This is a genomic window from Streptomyces sp. CG4, assembly GCF_041080655.1.
Lineage (GTDB): Bacteria > Actinomycetota > Actinomycetes > Streptomycetales > Streptomycetaceae > Streptomyces.
This window is the reverse complement of record NZ_CP163525.1, coordinates 439,634-454,056: the sequence shown is the minus strand read 5'-3', so window position 1 is coordinate 454,056 and position 14,423 is coordinate 439,634. Positions and strand designations below refer to the sequence as shown.

Here is a 14,423-nt window from a genome sequence, read left to right as displayed (position 1 = left end):
ACGGCTCACCGCGGGACCGGGCACCCTCGTCTTCGCGGCGCGGGCGATGTGCCCGTCTGCGCAGGCCCCCGTGCTCACACCCGCGCTCCCCACCCTGTGCGGTGGGCGTAACCCCTGCTGATCAGGGGTGGAGACACCGGCGTAATGCGGGGTTCGTACGGTTGCGAAGGGTGAGAACAGGTCGAGCACAGAGAGGGGAGGCGCCCGTGGCCGCGCCGGGCTCGCGGAGCGAGGACACGACGACGGTGCGGACCGTCTGCTCGTACTGCGGTGTGGGCTGCGGCATGGTCCTGGACATCGGCAGGGGACCGGACGGGCGGCGTACGGCCCTGAAGGCGTCGGGGGACAAGGCGCACCCGGCGAACTCCGGCCGACTGTGCACCAAGGGCGCGACCACCGCGGACATGCTCGCCGCCCCGGGTCGGCTGACCACCGCCCTCGTACGAGCGGAACGCGGCGAGGAACCGCAGCCCGCGGCGCTGGCGGACGCCGTCGCCGAGACCGGCCGGCGGCTGCGCGCGATCGCCGACGCGCACGGGCCGGACGCGGTCGCCCTCTATGTCTCCGGGCAGATGAGCCTGGAGGCGCAGTACCTGGCGAACAAGCTGGCCAAGGGCTTCATCCGGACCAACCAGATCGAGTCGAACTCCCGGCTGTGCATGGCGAGCGCCGGCACCGGTTACAAGCTGTCGCTGGGCGCGGACGGGCCGCCCGGTTCGTACCAGGACTTCGACCACGCCGATGTCTTCCTCGTCATCGGTTCGAACATGGCCGACTGCCATCCCATCCTCTTCCTGCGGATGATGGACCGGGTGAAGTCGGCGGGCGCCCGGCTGATCGTCGTAGACCCGCGGCGCACCACCACCGCCGCCAAGGCCGATCTGTTTCTGCAGCTCAAGCCGGGCACCGACCTGGCCCTGCTCAACGGGCTGCTGCACCTGCTGCAGGAGAACGGCCACACCGACCCCGACTTCATCGCCGCGCACACCGAGGGCTGGGAGGCGATGCCCGCCTTCCTCGCCGACTACCCGCCCGCCACCGTCGCTGAGATCACCGGCATCCCGGAGGACGACCTACGGGAAGCGGCGCGGCTGATCGGCGAGGCGGGGGAGTGGGCGAGCTGCTGGACGATGGGCCTGAACCAGTCCACGCACGGCACCTGGAACACCAACGCCCTGGTCAACCTGCATCTCGCCACGGGCGCGATCTGCCGCCCCGGCAGCGGGCCCTTCTCGCTCACCGGCCAGCCCAACGCCATGGGCGGCCGGGAGATGGGCTACATGGGGCCGGGGCTGCCCGGGCAGCGGTCCGTCCTCGTGGACGCCGACCGGGCCTTCGTCGAGGAGCTGTGGGAGCTGGAGCCGGGCGCCCTGCGCGCCGACGGCGTCGGCAAGGGCACGGTCGAGATGTTCCGGAAGATGGCCGACGGACACATCAAGGCGTGCTGGATCATCTGCACCAACCCGGTCGCCTCCGTCGCCAACCGCAAGACGGTCATCGAGGGCCTGGAGGCCGCCGAACTCGTCGTCACCCAGGACGTGTTCACGGAGACCGAGACGAACGCCTACGCCGATGTCGTCCTGCCCGGCGCGCTGTGGACCGAGACCGAGGGCGTCCTCGTCAACAGCGAACGCAATCTCACCCTGGCCCGGCCCGCCGCCGATCCGCCCGGCGAGGCGACGGCGGACTGGCGGATCATCGCCGCCGTGGCCCGTGCGATGGGATACGAGAAGGGGTTCGCGTACGACAGTGCCGAGGAGATCTTCGAGGAGATCAAGCGCGCCTGGAACCCGGCGACCGGCTGGGACCTGCGCGGGGTGAGCTACGAGAGGCTGCGCAGCACACCGGTGCAGTGGCCGGCGGCGGCCGTGGACGGGCCCGACCGCAATCCGATCCGGTACGTCGGCGAGGACGGCTCGCCCACCTTCCCGACCGCGAGCGGCCGTGCCGTCTTCTACGCCCGCCCGCACATCCCCGCGGCGGAGATGCCCGACGACGACTATCCGTACGTCCTCAACACCGGCCGGCTCCAGCACCAGTGGCACACGCTGACGAAGACGGGCAAGGTCGCCAAGCTGAACAAGCTCGACCCCGGTCCCTTTGTGGAGGTGCACCCGCAGGACGCGGCCGGACTGGGCCTCGCCGACGGGGATTCGGTGGAGGTCGCCTCGCGGCGCGGGCGGGCCGTCCTGCCCGCGGTCGTCACCGACCGGGTGCGGCCGGGCTGCTGCTTCGCACCGTTCCACTGGAACGACCTGTTCGGCGAGTACCTGAGCGTCAACGCGGTGACCAGCGACGCCGTCGACCCGCTGTCGTTCCAGCCCGAGCTCAAGGTGTGCGCCGTCTCGCTGACCAAGGTGGCCACCCCGGTGACGGTCCGGGCTCCGGCCCCGGTGAGCACCCCGGCCGCTCCCGAGGCGCCCAGTGAGGTCGTTCCGCCCGCCACCCCACCCGCTCTCGCCCCGTTCGGGCTGGATCCGGCGCCGCCGCCCGTGCTGGCCGAACACGAACGCCGGTATCTGATCGGCTTCCTCGCCGGCATCCCCTCCGGCACCCCGGGCGTGCCCGTACTGCCGCCGGACGCCCCGTTCAGCCCGGAACACGCCCTGTGGGTCAACGGCGTACTGGCCGGGATGTACTCCAGGTCCGAGGCGGCCCCCGCCACCGCGCCCGGCGCAGGCGGCTCCCCGCTGCCGCCCGCCCCGCACACGGACACTCCCCGCCGCCAGGTCGTGATCCTCTGGGCGTCGCAGACCGGCAACGCGGAGGAGTTCGCCACCGCGACGGCGGACCGGCTCGCCGCGGACGGCCATCGCGCCTCCCTCCTGCCCATGGAAGAGGCCGACCCCTCCGCGCTGCCGTCCGAATCCGACCTGCTGCTGATCACGAGCACTTTCGGCGACGGCGACGCCCCGGACAACGGCGCCGGATTCTGGGACGCCCTCGCCTCGCCCGACGCCCCCCGGCTGCAGGGGCGGCGCTACGCCGTCCTGGCCTTCGGCGACTCCTCCTACGACGACTTCTGCGGCCATGGCCGCCGCCTCGACCGGCGTCTGGAAGAACTGGACGCGATACGGCTGGCTCCGCGCACCGACTGCGAACCGGACTACGAGACCGATGCGGGGGCCTGGCTCGACCAGGTGCTCACCGCGTTGCGGAACGGCCAGGTGCTCACCCCCTCGAAGGGCACCGAGCAGCCGGCCGCCTCCCCGGTCCCCGCAGCCCCGGCCGCTGCCCGGCCGGGCCGTCCGGCCCCCGCCACCGCCCGCCTCACCGGCAATCGCCTGCTGAGCCTGCCCGGCGCCGGCAAGGAGGTCCGGCGCTTCACCTTCGACACCCGGGACAGCGACACCCCGCTGGTCTACGAGGCCGGCGACGCCCTCGCCGTACACCCGGTGAACCAGCCGGAACTCGTGACCGAATGGCTGGCCGTGACCGGTCTGGACGCGGACGCAGCCGTCGAGGTCAAGAACGCCGGCGAGGTGCCGTTCGCCGAGGCCCTGCTGCGCCACCTGGACATCACCCGGGTCACACCCGACCTGCTGCGCTTCGCCGCCGACCGCACCCGCGACCCGCGCGAGCTGCGCAAGCTCCTGCGGCCGGACAACAAGGGCGAGCTGGCGCGCTGGTCCTGGGGACGGCAGGCCGTGGACGTGGTGGCCGAGTTCGGCGTCCGCGCCGGGGCACAGGAGTGGGCGGAGCTGCTGGGGCGGCTGCAGCCGCGCCTGTACTCCATATGCTCCAGCCCGCTGACCGACCCCCACCTGGTGTCGCTGACGGTCTCCGTCGTCCGGTACGAGAACCTGGCCGGCCGGCCCCGCCAGGGCGTGTGCTCCTCCTTCCTCGCCGACGCCGAGCCCGGCACCCCGGTACCGGTCCGCGTCCAGCGGGCGCCGCACTTCCGCCCGCCCGCCGACCCCGCCACACCGGCCGTGATGGTGGGCCCCGGCACCGGTGTCGCGCCCTTCGTCGGCTTCCTGGAGGAACGCCGGGCCCGCGGGCACCGCGCCCCGAACTGGCTGTTCTTCGGCGAACAGCACCGCGCGACCGACTTCTACTACGAGGACGAGCTGACCGCGTTCCTCGCCGAGGGCACGCTCACCCGCCTGGACACCGCCTTCTCCCGCGACCAGCGGGCCAAGGTCTACGTCCAGGACCGGATGCGCGAACACGGTCCCCTGCTGTGGTCCTGGCTGCGCGACGGCGCCCACTTCTACGTCTGCGGCGACGCCTCCCGCATGGCCAAGGACGTCGATCAGGCGCTGCGGGAGATCGCCACCGTGCACGGCGGCCTGGCCGAGACCGAGGCGGCGGCCTACGTCAAACAGCTGGCCGCCGACAAGCGCTACGTGCGCGACGTGTACTGACCTCCGTGCGGGACCCCGATGCCCGGCTCCGGGACGCGGGGGACTAGCGTCGTCCCGTTGTGGATCCGAGCGGGTTGTTCCGTGTCGGGCCGAAGGAGGACGATCTGCATGGATGGTCGCACGATGACCGAACTGTCGGCCGGCCAGCTCCCGGAGCTGACCACCGGACGTCTGCTGACCACGTGGCACCTTGACGTCCCCGCGCTGCTGCTGGTCATCGCCCTGGGCGCGCTCTACGGCTGGGGCGTCGCGCGGCTGCGCCGACGGGGCGAGCCCTGGCCGCCCGCCCGGGTGGTGGCGTTCGCGCTGCTCGGCCTGGGCGGACTGGTGGTGGCCACGATGTCCGCGCTGGCCGTCTACGACCATGTGCTGTTCTGGCCGGCCGCCGTGCAGAACATCCTCCTCGACCTCGTCACGCCCCTGGGCCTGGCCCTCGGCGACCCGCTGCGGCTCGCCGCCGAGGCACTGCCGGAGAACGCCGCCGGTCGGGTGCGCCGGGCCATGAACGGGCGGCTGGTGCGGATCCTGACCTTCCCCCTGGTCAGCACGGCGCTGGTGCTGGCCACGGAGCTGACGGTGTACTTCACGCCGTACTTCGCGACCGCCCTGCGCGTGGGCTGGCTGCACGAGGTGATGTATCTGCACCTGCTCACGGCCGGCTGCCTGTTCGTCGTACCGATGCTGACCCACGAGGAAGCGCTGCCCCGCTGGTGCACCCACCCGGTGCGGGCGGCACTGGTCTTCCTGGACGGCATCGTGGACGCGGTCCCGGGCGTCGTCGTCATGACGCACAGCACGCTGATCGCGGGCGCCTGGTACCTGCACCACGCGCCGAGCTGGTCACCGGACGTCCGGCACGACCAGCAGATCGGCGGCGGCGCGATGCTCAGCATCGCAGAGCTGGTCGCGCTGCCCTTCCTGCTGGCCCTCCTGTTCCAGTGGGCGCGCGCGGAGCGGGTCCAGAACGCGGCCCTCGACCGCCGTCTCGACGCGGAACTCACCCCCGTCGCCCCGCCCGCCCCGGACCACGGTCAGACCCCTGCTCAGGCCCCCGCCGCCGAACGGGTACGGCCCTGGTGGGAGACCGAGCAGAACGAGGTGGCCGCCAGGATCCGGAGCCAGCACCGGGAGAAGTGACCGGCAAACCCTGCTCCCGTCCGGTCCGGGACGGGTCGTACCCTGACCGGGCGATGAGGAGGGCGGATGAAGGACACCGTGTGCCCCGGGGCGGTGCTGGTCGTCGACGACGACGCGGCGATCCGGCGGTCGCTGGAGCGTGGCCTGCGGCTCAACGGTTTCGTGGTGCGGACCGCCGCCGACGGGTCCGTGGCGCTCGCCTCGATCGACCAGGCACCGCCGGACGTGCTGGTGCTCGATGTGTCGATGCCCGGGATGAGCGGGATCGAGGTGTGCACGAGGCTGCGCGGCGCGGGCCGGGACCTGCCGGTACTCATGCTTTCCGCCCTCGACGAGACCGCCGACCGTATCGCCGGACTCCAGGCGGGCGGCGACGACTATCTGGTCAAGCCCTTCGCCCTGCAGGAGCTGGTGCTGCGGCTGCACGCGCTGCTGCGCCGCCGGCCGCCCGCCGACCGGGCGGTGCTGCGGGTCGCGGACCTGGTCATCGACCCGGCGGCGCGCATCGTCGAGCGGTCCGGCCGGCCGCTGGAGCTGACCCGGCGTGAGTTCGAACTCCTGGAGGTGCTCGCCCGCAACGCCGGACTCGTCCTCACCCGAGACCAGCTCCTGGAACGGGTATGGGGCTACGACTTCGACGTGCGCACCGACGCCGTCGACACGTTCGTCAGCTATCTGCGCCGCAAGCTCGAGGCGGACGGGCGCTCCCGGCTGATCCACACCGTGCGCGGAGTCGGCTTCGTGCTCAGAGAGGCCCGGGACACACCGTGAGACTCTCCACCCGTATCGGCCTCGCCGTCGGCTGCACCGTCCCGCTGCTGGTCCTGGCCTCCGGCTGGCTGCTGCTGAACCTGGTCACCCGGGATCTGCACCGCGCCGAGGACCAGCATCTGCGGCAGCGGGCGACCGCCATCGCCCCGGACGCCCGGCTGCTGCTGCGGGCCTCGGAGAACGGCCGGCCCAAGGTCGCCGACACCAGGGAACGCAAGCTGTTCAGCGCGGCCCTCGACGTCGGCGTACGCGTCGTCGGACCGGACGCCGACTTCAGCGGCGGCCCCCAGCCCGGCCCGTCCGTGACCCTCCCGGCGCCGACCGCCGGACCCGTCACCGTCCACGACGGAGCCCGCAGCTGGCGCGCCCTGGCCCGGCCCGTGCGGGGCACCACCGTCGCCGGCACCCTGTGGGTCTTCTCGCCGGACACCGCCGACCGCGCCCAGATCCGGCTCGTACGCGACCGCGTGAACCTCACCGCGGTCCTCGCCGCACCCCTGTCGGGTCTGCTCGCCTGGGGCCTGGCCGCAGGAGCGAGCGCCCCGCTGCGCCGCCTCACCCGCCGCACCGCCGGCCTCGACCCGCGCACCAGCAGCACCCGCCTCGACGAGCGGCGCACCGGAGTGACCGAGGTCGACGAACTGGCCGCCACCGTACGGACCGTCCTCGCCCGCTACGACGAACAGGCCGCCCGCACCGCCGAGGCCCTGGACACCGCCCGCTCGTTCTCCTCCGCCGCCGCGCACGAGCTGCGTACCCCGTTGATGAGCATGGGCACCAACCTCGACATCCTCACCGACCACCCGGGCCTGCCCGAACCCGACCGCACCGAGGTCCTCACCGACCTGCGGTGCGAACACGCCCGGATGCAGGGCCTGTTGGTGATGCTGCGCGAGCTGGGCCGCGGGGACCTGGTGGAGGCGGAGGCGCTGCGCCGGGTCGACCTCGCCGATGTGGCGGACGCGGCCGTCGCCGAGGCCCGCCGCCGTGCCCCGGACGCCGAGATCACCCTGGACGCCCCTCCCGGGCTCACGGTGCACGGCTGGGAGCCCGGCCTCAGGCTGCTGCTGGACAACCTGCTCGGCAACGCGCTGGCCCACGGCCGTGACCCGCGGGGCCGGGCGTGGGTCCGGGTCGGTGTGCGGGCGACGGCGGACCAGGTGCTGATCACCGTGGACGACCACGGGCCCGGTGTGCCGCCCGATGCCCGGCGCCGGATCTTCGAACGGTTCCGGCGCGGCCCGGACAGCGCGGGCTCCGGGCTCGGTCTCACCCTCGTCGCCCAGCAGGCGGCGCTGCACCGGGGCAGCGTCGGCGTGACGGACGGACCGGACGGCGTCGGCGCCCGCTTCGAGGTGCGGCTGCCTCCGGGCGGCGGAGGGCTGCCGGACCGGCGCGACTGGCTCATCGGCACAGCCGGGGCAAACCGGTCACAGAGTTTCCCCAAAGACACTCCCTAGCCTCCGTCCCGACGGACGGACCACCTGGCCGTCCGGGGAAGTGAACGGAGAGGCAGATGTACGTACGACGAGGGACGCGCACGCTGCTCGCGGGGCTCGCCGTGACAGCGGTGCTGGCCGGCACGGCAGGGGCGGCCGCCGCGGCCGACGGCACGCCCAGTGCGCAGCCGGCCGGTGACGGGGCCCGCGCGCTGTGCAAGCGGGTGCCGAAGATCGACCGCCGCATCGAACGAGCCCTGAAGCGGCTCGACGCCGGAGCCGGAACACGCGGCTCGCTGGCGCGGCTGGAGAAGCGGGTCGACAACGCGAAGAAGGCCGGCCACACCGAGATCGCCACCTACCTGCAGAACCGGCTGGACTTCCGCAAGTCGCTGCGGACCAACCTGGAGCAGCGGCAGAAGGACCTGACAGCCGTCAGGACCTGGTGCCAGGCCCACGACAACGGGAAGGCGACCAGCTGATGCGAGCCCGGCGCCTGGCCCTCGCCGCGACGGCGGCGGCGCTGGTGGCGCTCACCGCGGGCTGCGCCCACCACGACGGCGCCTCCCCGAAGAGCCCGTCCGCCACGGCCCCGTCCGCCGGGCCCTCGCAACTGGCAGAGATGCAGAAGAAGGTGGACTCGGCCGAGTCCGCGGCCGCCGCGGCCGACCGGGACGCGACGAGCACCGCCGACCGCTGACCCGTGCGGGGAGCGCCCCTCAGCGCTCCCCGCACTCCGTGACCGGGCCGGCGCCCCGCGGCGCGTGCGGCCCGGCCCTGGCCCGTCGCGGGTGGCAGTCAGGGTGAGGTCGCCCTTGAGCATGCGGCCGCCGTCGCCGGTCAGCCGCAGACAAGTAGTCCGCCAAACCGTCCGTGCCGTTCTCGTCCAGGGCGAGCAGGCCCGAGTCCGCACGGCTTCGTCCCCCAGCCATGCCGCGCTCCCGGGCAGCGCACGCCGTCGCATCGACCGCCGAAGCAGCCGTGGTCACGTCCCCGGTGCTCCGGTGCGCAGGCCGGCCATGACCAGGTCGAGGAGTCGGGTGGCGCGTGACCGCCAGTCGTCGTGCGGGTCGAGTTGCCAGAGGCCGGCGATGGCCAGCATGAAGTCCTCCGGAGTGACGCCGGGCCCGATGGTGCCCGCCTCCTCGTTGGCGCGGAGCAGGAGTTCCGCCGCTGCCGTCACTGGTGTGTGGGGCGGCTTCGCCGGCCCGCCCGGTGCGCCGACGGCCTTCCGGATCGCGCCGGCCAGACCGGCCTTCGTCATGGCGAACTCGGCGAGCCGGTCCATCCAGGCGCGCAGGGCCTCGTCCGGTGCCCGGGTCTTGAGCAGATGGGTCGCGCTGTCCGCGACCTGCTGCATCTCGTGGCGGTAGATCTCGAGGACGAGGGATTCGCGGTTGGGGAAGTTGCGGTAGAACGTCCCCTGCCCGACCCCGGCCTTCTTGGCGATCACGCTCAGCGGGGCGTCCGCGCAGCGCGACAGTTCGACGAGCGCCACCTCCAGGATGCGCTCGCGGTTGCGCTGCGCGTCCGAGCGCCGGGGTGAGTCCTTCTGCTGCGGCACTCGTCCTCCTCGAGAGTTCGTGACCGAACCTCGCCCTTGCTAACCGGACAGCTGTCCGTTACGTTCTCAGGTAGCGGACAGCTGTCCGGTTACGTCCACGATAGCTGTGGACGCGACCCTACGGCAGCCCGCAGATGCCACCTCTTTCGGCCCCGGCATCCCGCACATGCGCTTCACCGAGTGGCACGGACCCGCACGACACACGCTCCGCGCAGCCCGGCCCCGGGCCGCCGAACCCTTCCTGTCTGTCCTGGCAATGCGAAAGAAGCTACTCATGGCCTCATCGACGTCCAGTGTCATCACTTTGCAGATCAACGGCGAGAAGTACACACTGCCCGTCGACCACCGCACCACCCTGCTCGACGCTCTGCGTGAGCGCCTCGATCTCACCGGTACCAAAAAGGGCTGTGACCAGGGGCAATGCGGGGCATGCACGGTCCTGGTGGACGGGCGCCGGTCGGTTGCCTGTCTGCAGCTGGCCGTGGCGGCCGAGGGCCGCGAGATCACCACCATCGAGGGCGTGGCCGACGGTGACCGGCTGCACCCCGTGCAGCAGGCCTTCCTCGATCTGGACGGCTACCAGTGCGGCTACTGCACTCCGGGACAGATCTGCTCCGCGATCGGAGTGATCGAGGAGCACGCGGCGGGCTGGCCGAGCGCCGTCACCGAGGACGTCCGCCCCGAGGCGGGGCCGCCCGCCCTGACCGCCGAGGAGATCCGAGAGCGGATGAGCGGCAATCTGTGCCGCTGCGGCGCGTATGTCTCGATCGTCGAGGCGGTGGCGCGCGCGGCGGAAGTCTGTGTGGACCAGGAGCGCGTCGACGGCCTCGTGGGTGAGAAGAAGGAGGCCGTGGCATGAGGGAGTTCGACTATCAGCGGGCGTCCGACGTGGCCGGCGCCGTCGCCCTGCTCGGCGCCGATCCGGACACCCGTTTCCTCGGCGGCGGCACCAACCTCGTCGACCTCATGAAGTCCGGCGTCGAGCGGCCCGCCCGGCTCGTCGACATCCGTGAACTCCCGCTCGGCGAGATCGAGTCGACGCCCGAGGGCGGCCTGCGCATCGGGGCCACCGTCACCAACGGCGACCTGGCGGCCCATCCCGAGGTCCGGCGCCGCTACCCGGCGCTCGCGCAGGCGGTGCTGGCCGGCGCGTCCGGGCAGCTGCGCAACATGGCCACGGTCGGCGGGAATCTGCTGCAGCGCACCCGCTGCGGCTACTTCACCGACGTCACCCGACCCTGCAACAAGCGGGAGCCCGGCAGCGGTTGCCCCGCCATCACGGGCGAACACCACAACCACGCCATCCTGGGCGCGTCCGACAGCTGTGTGGCCGTACACCCCTCGGACATGGGCGTCGCCCTCACCGCTTTCGACGCCGTCGTACACTTCGAAACGGCGGACGGGCCAGGGGAGTTGGCGCTGGCCGACTTCTATCTGCCCGTCGAGGACACCCCGCACCGCGAGACCGCGCTGCCGGCGGGTGCGCTGATCACCGGTGTCACGCTGCCGCCCGTCCCGGTGGCCGCCCGCTCCCGCTACCGCAAGGTCCGCGAGCGCGCGTCGTACGCGTTCGCCCTCGGCTCCCTCGCCGCCGCGCTCGACGTCCGTGACGGCGTCGTCCGCGATGCACGGCTGGCCTTCGGCGCCGTCGCCTCCCGTCCCTGGCGGGCCGCCGCGGCCGAACGGGTCCTGGTCGGGGCGCCGGCGGACGCCGACACCTATGCCGCCGCGGCGGACGCCGAGCTGGCGGCGGCCCGACCGCTGCCGCACAACGGCTACAAAGTGGACCTCATCCGCAACCTCGTGGTGGCCGTCCTGTCCGAACTCGCCGAGGAGGCCGCACGATGACCACCGCCATCACCGGAGCACCTGTACGGACGTCCTCCGTCGGCACCGCGCACACCCGCATCGAGGGGCGGGACAAGGTCACCGGAGCGGCCCGCTACGCCGGGGAGGTGCCGTTCGCCGACCTCGCGTACGGCTGGCTCGTGCTGTCCACGGTCGCCCGCGGCCGCATCCGTACCCTCGACAGCGAGGCCGTCCTGGCCATGCCGGGCGTCCTCGCCGTCCTGGACCACCGCAACGCCCCACGCGTCGAGACCGACTACACCGGCCTGATGGGCATGCGCCCGGATCCGACCATCGCCGTCTTCCAGCACGACCGGGTGCCCCACCTGGGCTGGCCGGTGGCGCTGGTCGTGGCCGAGACGTCCGAGCAGGCCAGGGAAGCCGCCGAGGCGCTCGTAGTGCACTACGAACAGGAGCCTCACGACGTCGAGTTCGACGGCGAGCACCCGGACGCCTACCCGGTGGACGGCCATATGCCGGCGGTGACGGAGAAGGGCGACCTCGACGCCGCACTGGCCTCCTCGGCCGTCGTCGTGGACGCCGAGTACACCACCCCCGAAGAGCACCACAACCCGATGGAGCCCCATGCGGCGACCGCCCGTTGGGAGGGCGGCCGACTGGAACTGATCGACTCCAACCAGGGCGCCACCTGGGTCGTCGGTGAACTCGCCAACCTCTTCTCGCTCGACCCGGCCGCCGTCCGTGTGCGCTCCGAACACGTCGGCGGCGGCTTCGGCAGCAAGGGCGTACGCGCCCACCAGGTGGCCGCCGTGATGGCCGCGACCTTGCTGCAACGGCCGGTACGCGTCGTCCTGACCCGGCGTCAGATGTTCTCGCTGGCCGGCTACCGCAGCCCCACCACCCAGCGCGTGCGCCTCGGCGCCGACGCCGACGGACGGCTGCGCGCACTGGAGCACCGCTCGCTGAGCCTGACCTCCACGGTGTACGAGTTCATCGAACCGAGCGCCGGGGTGGCTCGGGTGATGTACGACGCCGGGGCCCACCACACCGCCAACCGTGTCGTACGGCTGGACGTGCCGACCCCGACGTTCATGCGCGCTCCGGGCGAGGCGCCGGGGTCGTTCGCGCTCGAAGTGGCGCTCGACGAACTGGCCGAGAAGTGCGGGCTCGACCCCATCGAGCTGCGTCTGCGCAACGAACCCGACAAGGGGCCGGTCTCCGGCCTGCCGTTCGCCGGCCGCAATCTGGCCGCCTGCTTCCGGGAGGGTGCCCGCAGGTTCGGCTGGGCGGACCGCGACCCGCGCCCCGGAGTGCGCCGGGACGGCCGCTGGCTGCTCGGTACGGGTACCGCGGCGGCCTCCTTCCCGTCCGGCGCCGTACCGTCCACCGCGACCGCGACCGCGCACCCGGACGGCACCTTCACCGTCCGGATCTCCGCGGCCGACATCGGCACCGGGGCCCGCACCGCACTCACCCTGGTCGCCGCGGACGCACTCCAGGTGCCGCCGGAACGTGTCCATGTGCGCATCGGCGACAGCGACTTCGGACCGGCGATGATCGCCGGCGGTTCCATGGGCACCCGCTCCTGGTCCTGGGCCGTCAGGGCCGCGGCCGGAGAACTGCTGGAACGGCTGGCGCTCGGTGCCGGCATCCCGCTCGAGGGCATCACGGTACGGTCCGACACCGCCGCGGCCATCGGCGCCCTGACCCCCGCCGAACGGCACTCCTTCGGCGCCCAGTTCGCCGAGGTCGCCGTGGACGTCACCACCGGCGAGGTACGGGTGCGCCGCATGCTCGGCATCTTCGCGGCGGGCCGGATCGTCAACCCCCTCACCGCACGCGGGCAGTTCCTCGGCGGCATGATCTGGGGCATCTCCATGGCGCTGCACGAGGAGGCCGTCCGGGACCGCGCCTCGGGCGGGCATGTCGGCGCCGACCTCGCGGGCTACCACGTGGCGACACACGCCGATGTGCCCGGGATCGAGGCCGACTGGATCGAGGACACCGACCCGAGCGACCCGGTCGGGATCAAGGGCATCGGCGAGATCGGCATCGTCGGCGCAGCGGCCGCCCTCGCCAATGCGGTCTGGCACGCGACCGGCGTACGCCACCGCAGCCTGCCGATCCGGCCGGACCGCGTCCTGTCGGCCGCCGCGGGAGCTCCGGATGCTTGACCTGGCCGAGGAGTTGCGGCGCTGGATCGAGGAGGGCCGGGAGTTCGCCGTCGCGACCGTGGTGGCGGTCGGCGGCAGCGCCCCGCGCGGTCCCGGCGCCGCCCTCGCCGTCGACAGCGCGGGCACCGTCATCGGCTCGGTCTCCGGCGGCTGCGTGGAGGGCGCGGTGTACGACCTGTGCCTGGAGGCGCTGCGGACCGGAGAGAGCCTGCTCGAACGGTTCGGCTACAGCGACGAGGACGCCTTCGCCGTGGGGCTGACCTGCGGCGGGACCATCGAGGTGCTGATCACGCCCGTGGCCGCAGAGCCTGCCGCGGCCCTGGCGGCGGCGCTCTCGGCCGCCGCCCGGAATGAGCCGACGGCCCTCGTCCGGGTCGCCCGCGGCCCGGCCGAACTCCTCGGGCGCGCCCTGCTGGTGCGGCCCGACGGCACGTACGAGGGTGGTCTCGGCGGCCACCCGGACCTGGACCGGACGGCGGCGGCCGAGGCCCGCGCCCTGCTGGAGGCGGGCCGCACCGGCACGGTGGACGTCTCGGCGGACGGTTCGCACTGCCCCGGCGGTGTCACCCTGCTGGTCGAGTCGAACGTGCCGCCCCCGCGCATGATCGTGTTCGGTGCGATCGACTTCGCGTCGGCGCTGGCCCGGGCCGGGAAGTTCCTCGGCTACCACGTGACCGTCTGCGACGCCCGCCCGGTGTTCGCCACACGGGGCCGCTTCCCGGACGCCGACGAGGTCGTCGTCGACTGGCCGCACCGCTACCTGCGGCGCACCGGGACCGACGCCCGAACGGTCCTGTGCGTGCTCACCCACGACGCGAAGTTCGACGTACCCCTGCTGAAGGCGGCGCTGCGCAGGCCGGCGGCGTTCATCGGGGCGATGGGCTCGCGCCGCACCCACGAGGACCGCGAGCGCCGGCTGCGGTCGGAAGGCGTGACCGATGCGGAACTGGCCCGGCTGCGCTCGCCGATCGGCCTCGACCTGGGCGCCCGGACACCGGAGGAGACCGCCCTGTCGATCGCGGCGGAGATCGTCGCCGCGCGGCGGGGCGGCACGGGCGTCCCCCTGACCGGTTCGAACGCGCCGATTCACCGGGACACCCCGGCACAAGGGAGGTCGGCGGCCGCCTGAAGGGGTAGCATATTCATCGACCGATGAATTACT

At 73.0% G+C, this 14,423-nt stretch carries 11 protein-coding genes; 10 read left to right on the top strand and 1 reads right to left on the bottom strand.

Going from position 1 to position 14,423, the window contains the following annotated elements:
* The first annotated feature begins 206 nt into the window (after positions 1-206).
* From AB5L52_RS02080 to AB5L52_RS02055, 6 genes are all read left to right on the top strand, one after another.
* On the top strand, positions 207-4,367 hold the full coding sequence (locus AB5L52_RS02080) for a molybdopterin-dependent oxidoreductase (RefSeq protein WP_369362410.1): 4,161 nt from the start codon (positions 207-209) through the stop codon (positions 4,365-4,367).
* A gap of 108 nt (positions 4,368-4,475) precedes the next feature.
* Complete coding sequence (locus AB5L52_RS02075; RefSeq protein WP_369362409.1) at positions 4,476-5,504, top strand: cytochrome c oxidase assembly protein; 1,029 nt, start codon at positions 4,476-4,478, stop codon at positions 5,502-5,504.
* A gap of 66 nt (positions 5,505-5,570) precedes the next feature.
* On the top strand, positions 5,571-6,275 hold the full coding sequence (locus tag AB5L52_RS02070) for a response regulator transcription factor (RefSeq protein WP_369362408.1): 705 nt from the start codon (positions 5,571-5,573) through the stop codon (positions 6,273-6,275).
* Positions 6,272-7,735, top strand: a complete 1,464-nt coding sequence (locus AB5L52_RS02065; RefSeq protein WP_369362407.1) for a sensor histidine kinase — start codon at positions 6,272-6,274, stop codon at positions 7,733-7,735. The genes AB5L52_RS02070 and AB5L52_RS02065 overlap by 4 nt, the downstream gene beginning before the upstream one ends.
* Before the next feature lie 56 nt (positions 7,736-7,791).
* Complete coding sequence (locus AB5L52_RS02060) at positions 7,792-8,196, top strand: hypothetical protein (protein WP_351034003.1); 405 nt, start codon at positions 7,792-7,794, stop codon at positions 8,194-8,196.
* Complete coding sequence (locus AB5L52_RS02055) at positions 8,196-8,414, top strand: hypothetical protein (RefSeq protein WP_351572659.1); 219 nt, start codon at positions 8,196-8,198, stop codon at positions 8,412-8,414. The genes AB5L52_RS02060 and AB5L52_RS02055 overlap by 1 nt, the downstream gene beginning before the upstream one ends.
* Positions 8,415-8,699: 285 nt before the next feature.
* Here the strand turns inward: AB5L52_RS02055 and AB5L52_RS02050 are convergent, their stop codons facing one another.
* On the bottom strand, positions 8,700-9,278 hold the full coding sequence (locus tag AB5L52_RS02050) for a TetR/AcrR family transcriptional regulator (protein ID WP_351033006.1): 579 nt from the start codon (positions 9,276-9,278) through the stop codon (positions 8,700-8,702).
* Between the two features lie 274 nt (positions 9,279-9,552).
* On the opposite strand from AB5L52_RS02050, the gene AB5L52_RS02045 reads away from it, so the two are divergent.
* The 4 genes from AB5L52_RS02045 to AB5L52_RS02030 are packed head-to-tail and all read left to right on the top strand — an operon-like array spanning position 9,553 to position 14,390.
* Positions 9,553-10,137: a 2Fe-2S iron-sulfur cluster-binding protein gene (locus tag AB5L52_RS02045; protein ID WP_351033007.1), complete on the top strand. Its 585-nt coding sequence runs from the start codon at positions 9,553-9,555 to the stop codon at positions 10,135-10,137.
* Complete coding sequence (locus tag AB5L52_RS02040) at positions 10,134-11,126, top strand: xanthine dehydrogenase family protein subunit M (protein WP_369362405.1); 993 nt, start codon at positions 10,134-10,136, stop codon at positions 11,124-11,126. Before AB5L52_RS02045 ends, AB5L52_RS02040 begins: the two co-directional genes overlap by 4 nt.
* Entirely contained in the window at positions 11,123-13,261 is a 2,139-nt protein-coding gene (locus tag AB5L52_RS02035) for a xanthine dehydrogenase family protein molybdopterin-binding subunit (protein ID WP_369362403.1), read from the top strand. The genes AB5L52_RS02040 and AB5L52_RS02035 overlap by 4 nt, the downstream gene beginning before the upstream one ends.
* Positions 13,254-14,390 carry an XdhC family protein gene (locus tag AB5L52_RS02030; protein ID WP_369362402.1) on the top strand — a complete coding sequence of 379 codons (1,137 nt, stop codon included), beginning with the start codon at positions 13,254-13,256 and terminating at the stop codon, positions 14,388-14,390. The genes AB5L52_RS02035 and AB5L52_RS02030 overlap by 8 nt, the downstream gene beginning before the upstream one ends.
* Positions 14,391-14,423 lie beyond the last annotated feature (33 nt).

Coding starts and splice junctions, on each gene's coding strand:
- AB5L52_RS02075 (WP_369362409.1), top strand. CDS start 4,476: ATGGATGGTCGCACGATGACCGAACTGTCGGCCGGCCAGCTCCCGGAG.
- AB5L52_RS02070 (WP_369362408.1), top strand. CDS start 5,571: ATGAAGGACACCGTGTGCCCCGGGGCGGTGCTGGTCGTCGACGACGAC.
- AB5L52_RS02060 (WP_351034003.1), top strand. CDS start 7,792: ATGTACGTACGACGAGGGACGCGCACGCTGCTCGCGGGGCTCGCCGTG.
- AB5L52_RS02055 (WP_351572659.1), top strand. CDS start 8,196: ATGCGAGCCCGGCGCCTGGCCCTCGCCGCGACGGCGGCGGCGCTGGTG.
- AB5L52_RS02045 (WP_351033007.1), top strand. CDS start 9,553: ATGGCCTCATCGACGTCCAGTGTCATCACTTTGCAGATCAACGGCGAG.
- AB5L52_RS02040 (WP_369362405.1), top strand. CDS start 10,134: ATGAGGGAGTTCGACTATCAGCGGGCGTCCGACGTGGCCGGCGCCGTC.
- AB5L52_RS02035 (WP_369362403.1), top strand. CDS start 11,123: ATGACCACCGCCATCACCGGAGCACCTGTACGGACGTCCTCCGTCGGC.
- AB5L52_RS02030 (WP_369362402.1), top strand. CDS start 13,254: ATGCTTGACCTGGCCGAGGAGTTGCGGCGCTGGATCGAGGAGGGCCGG.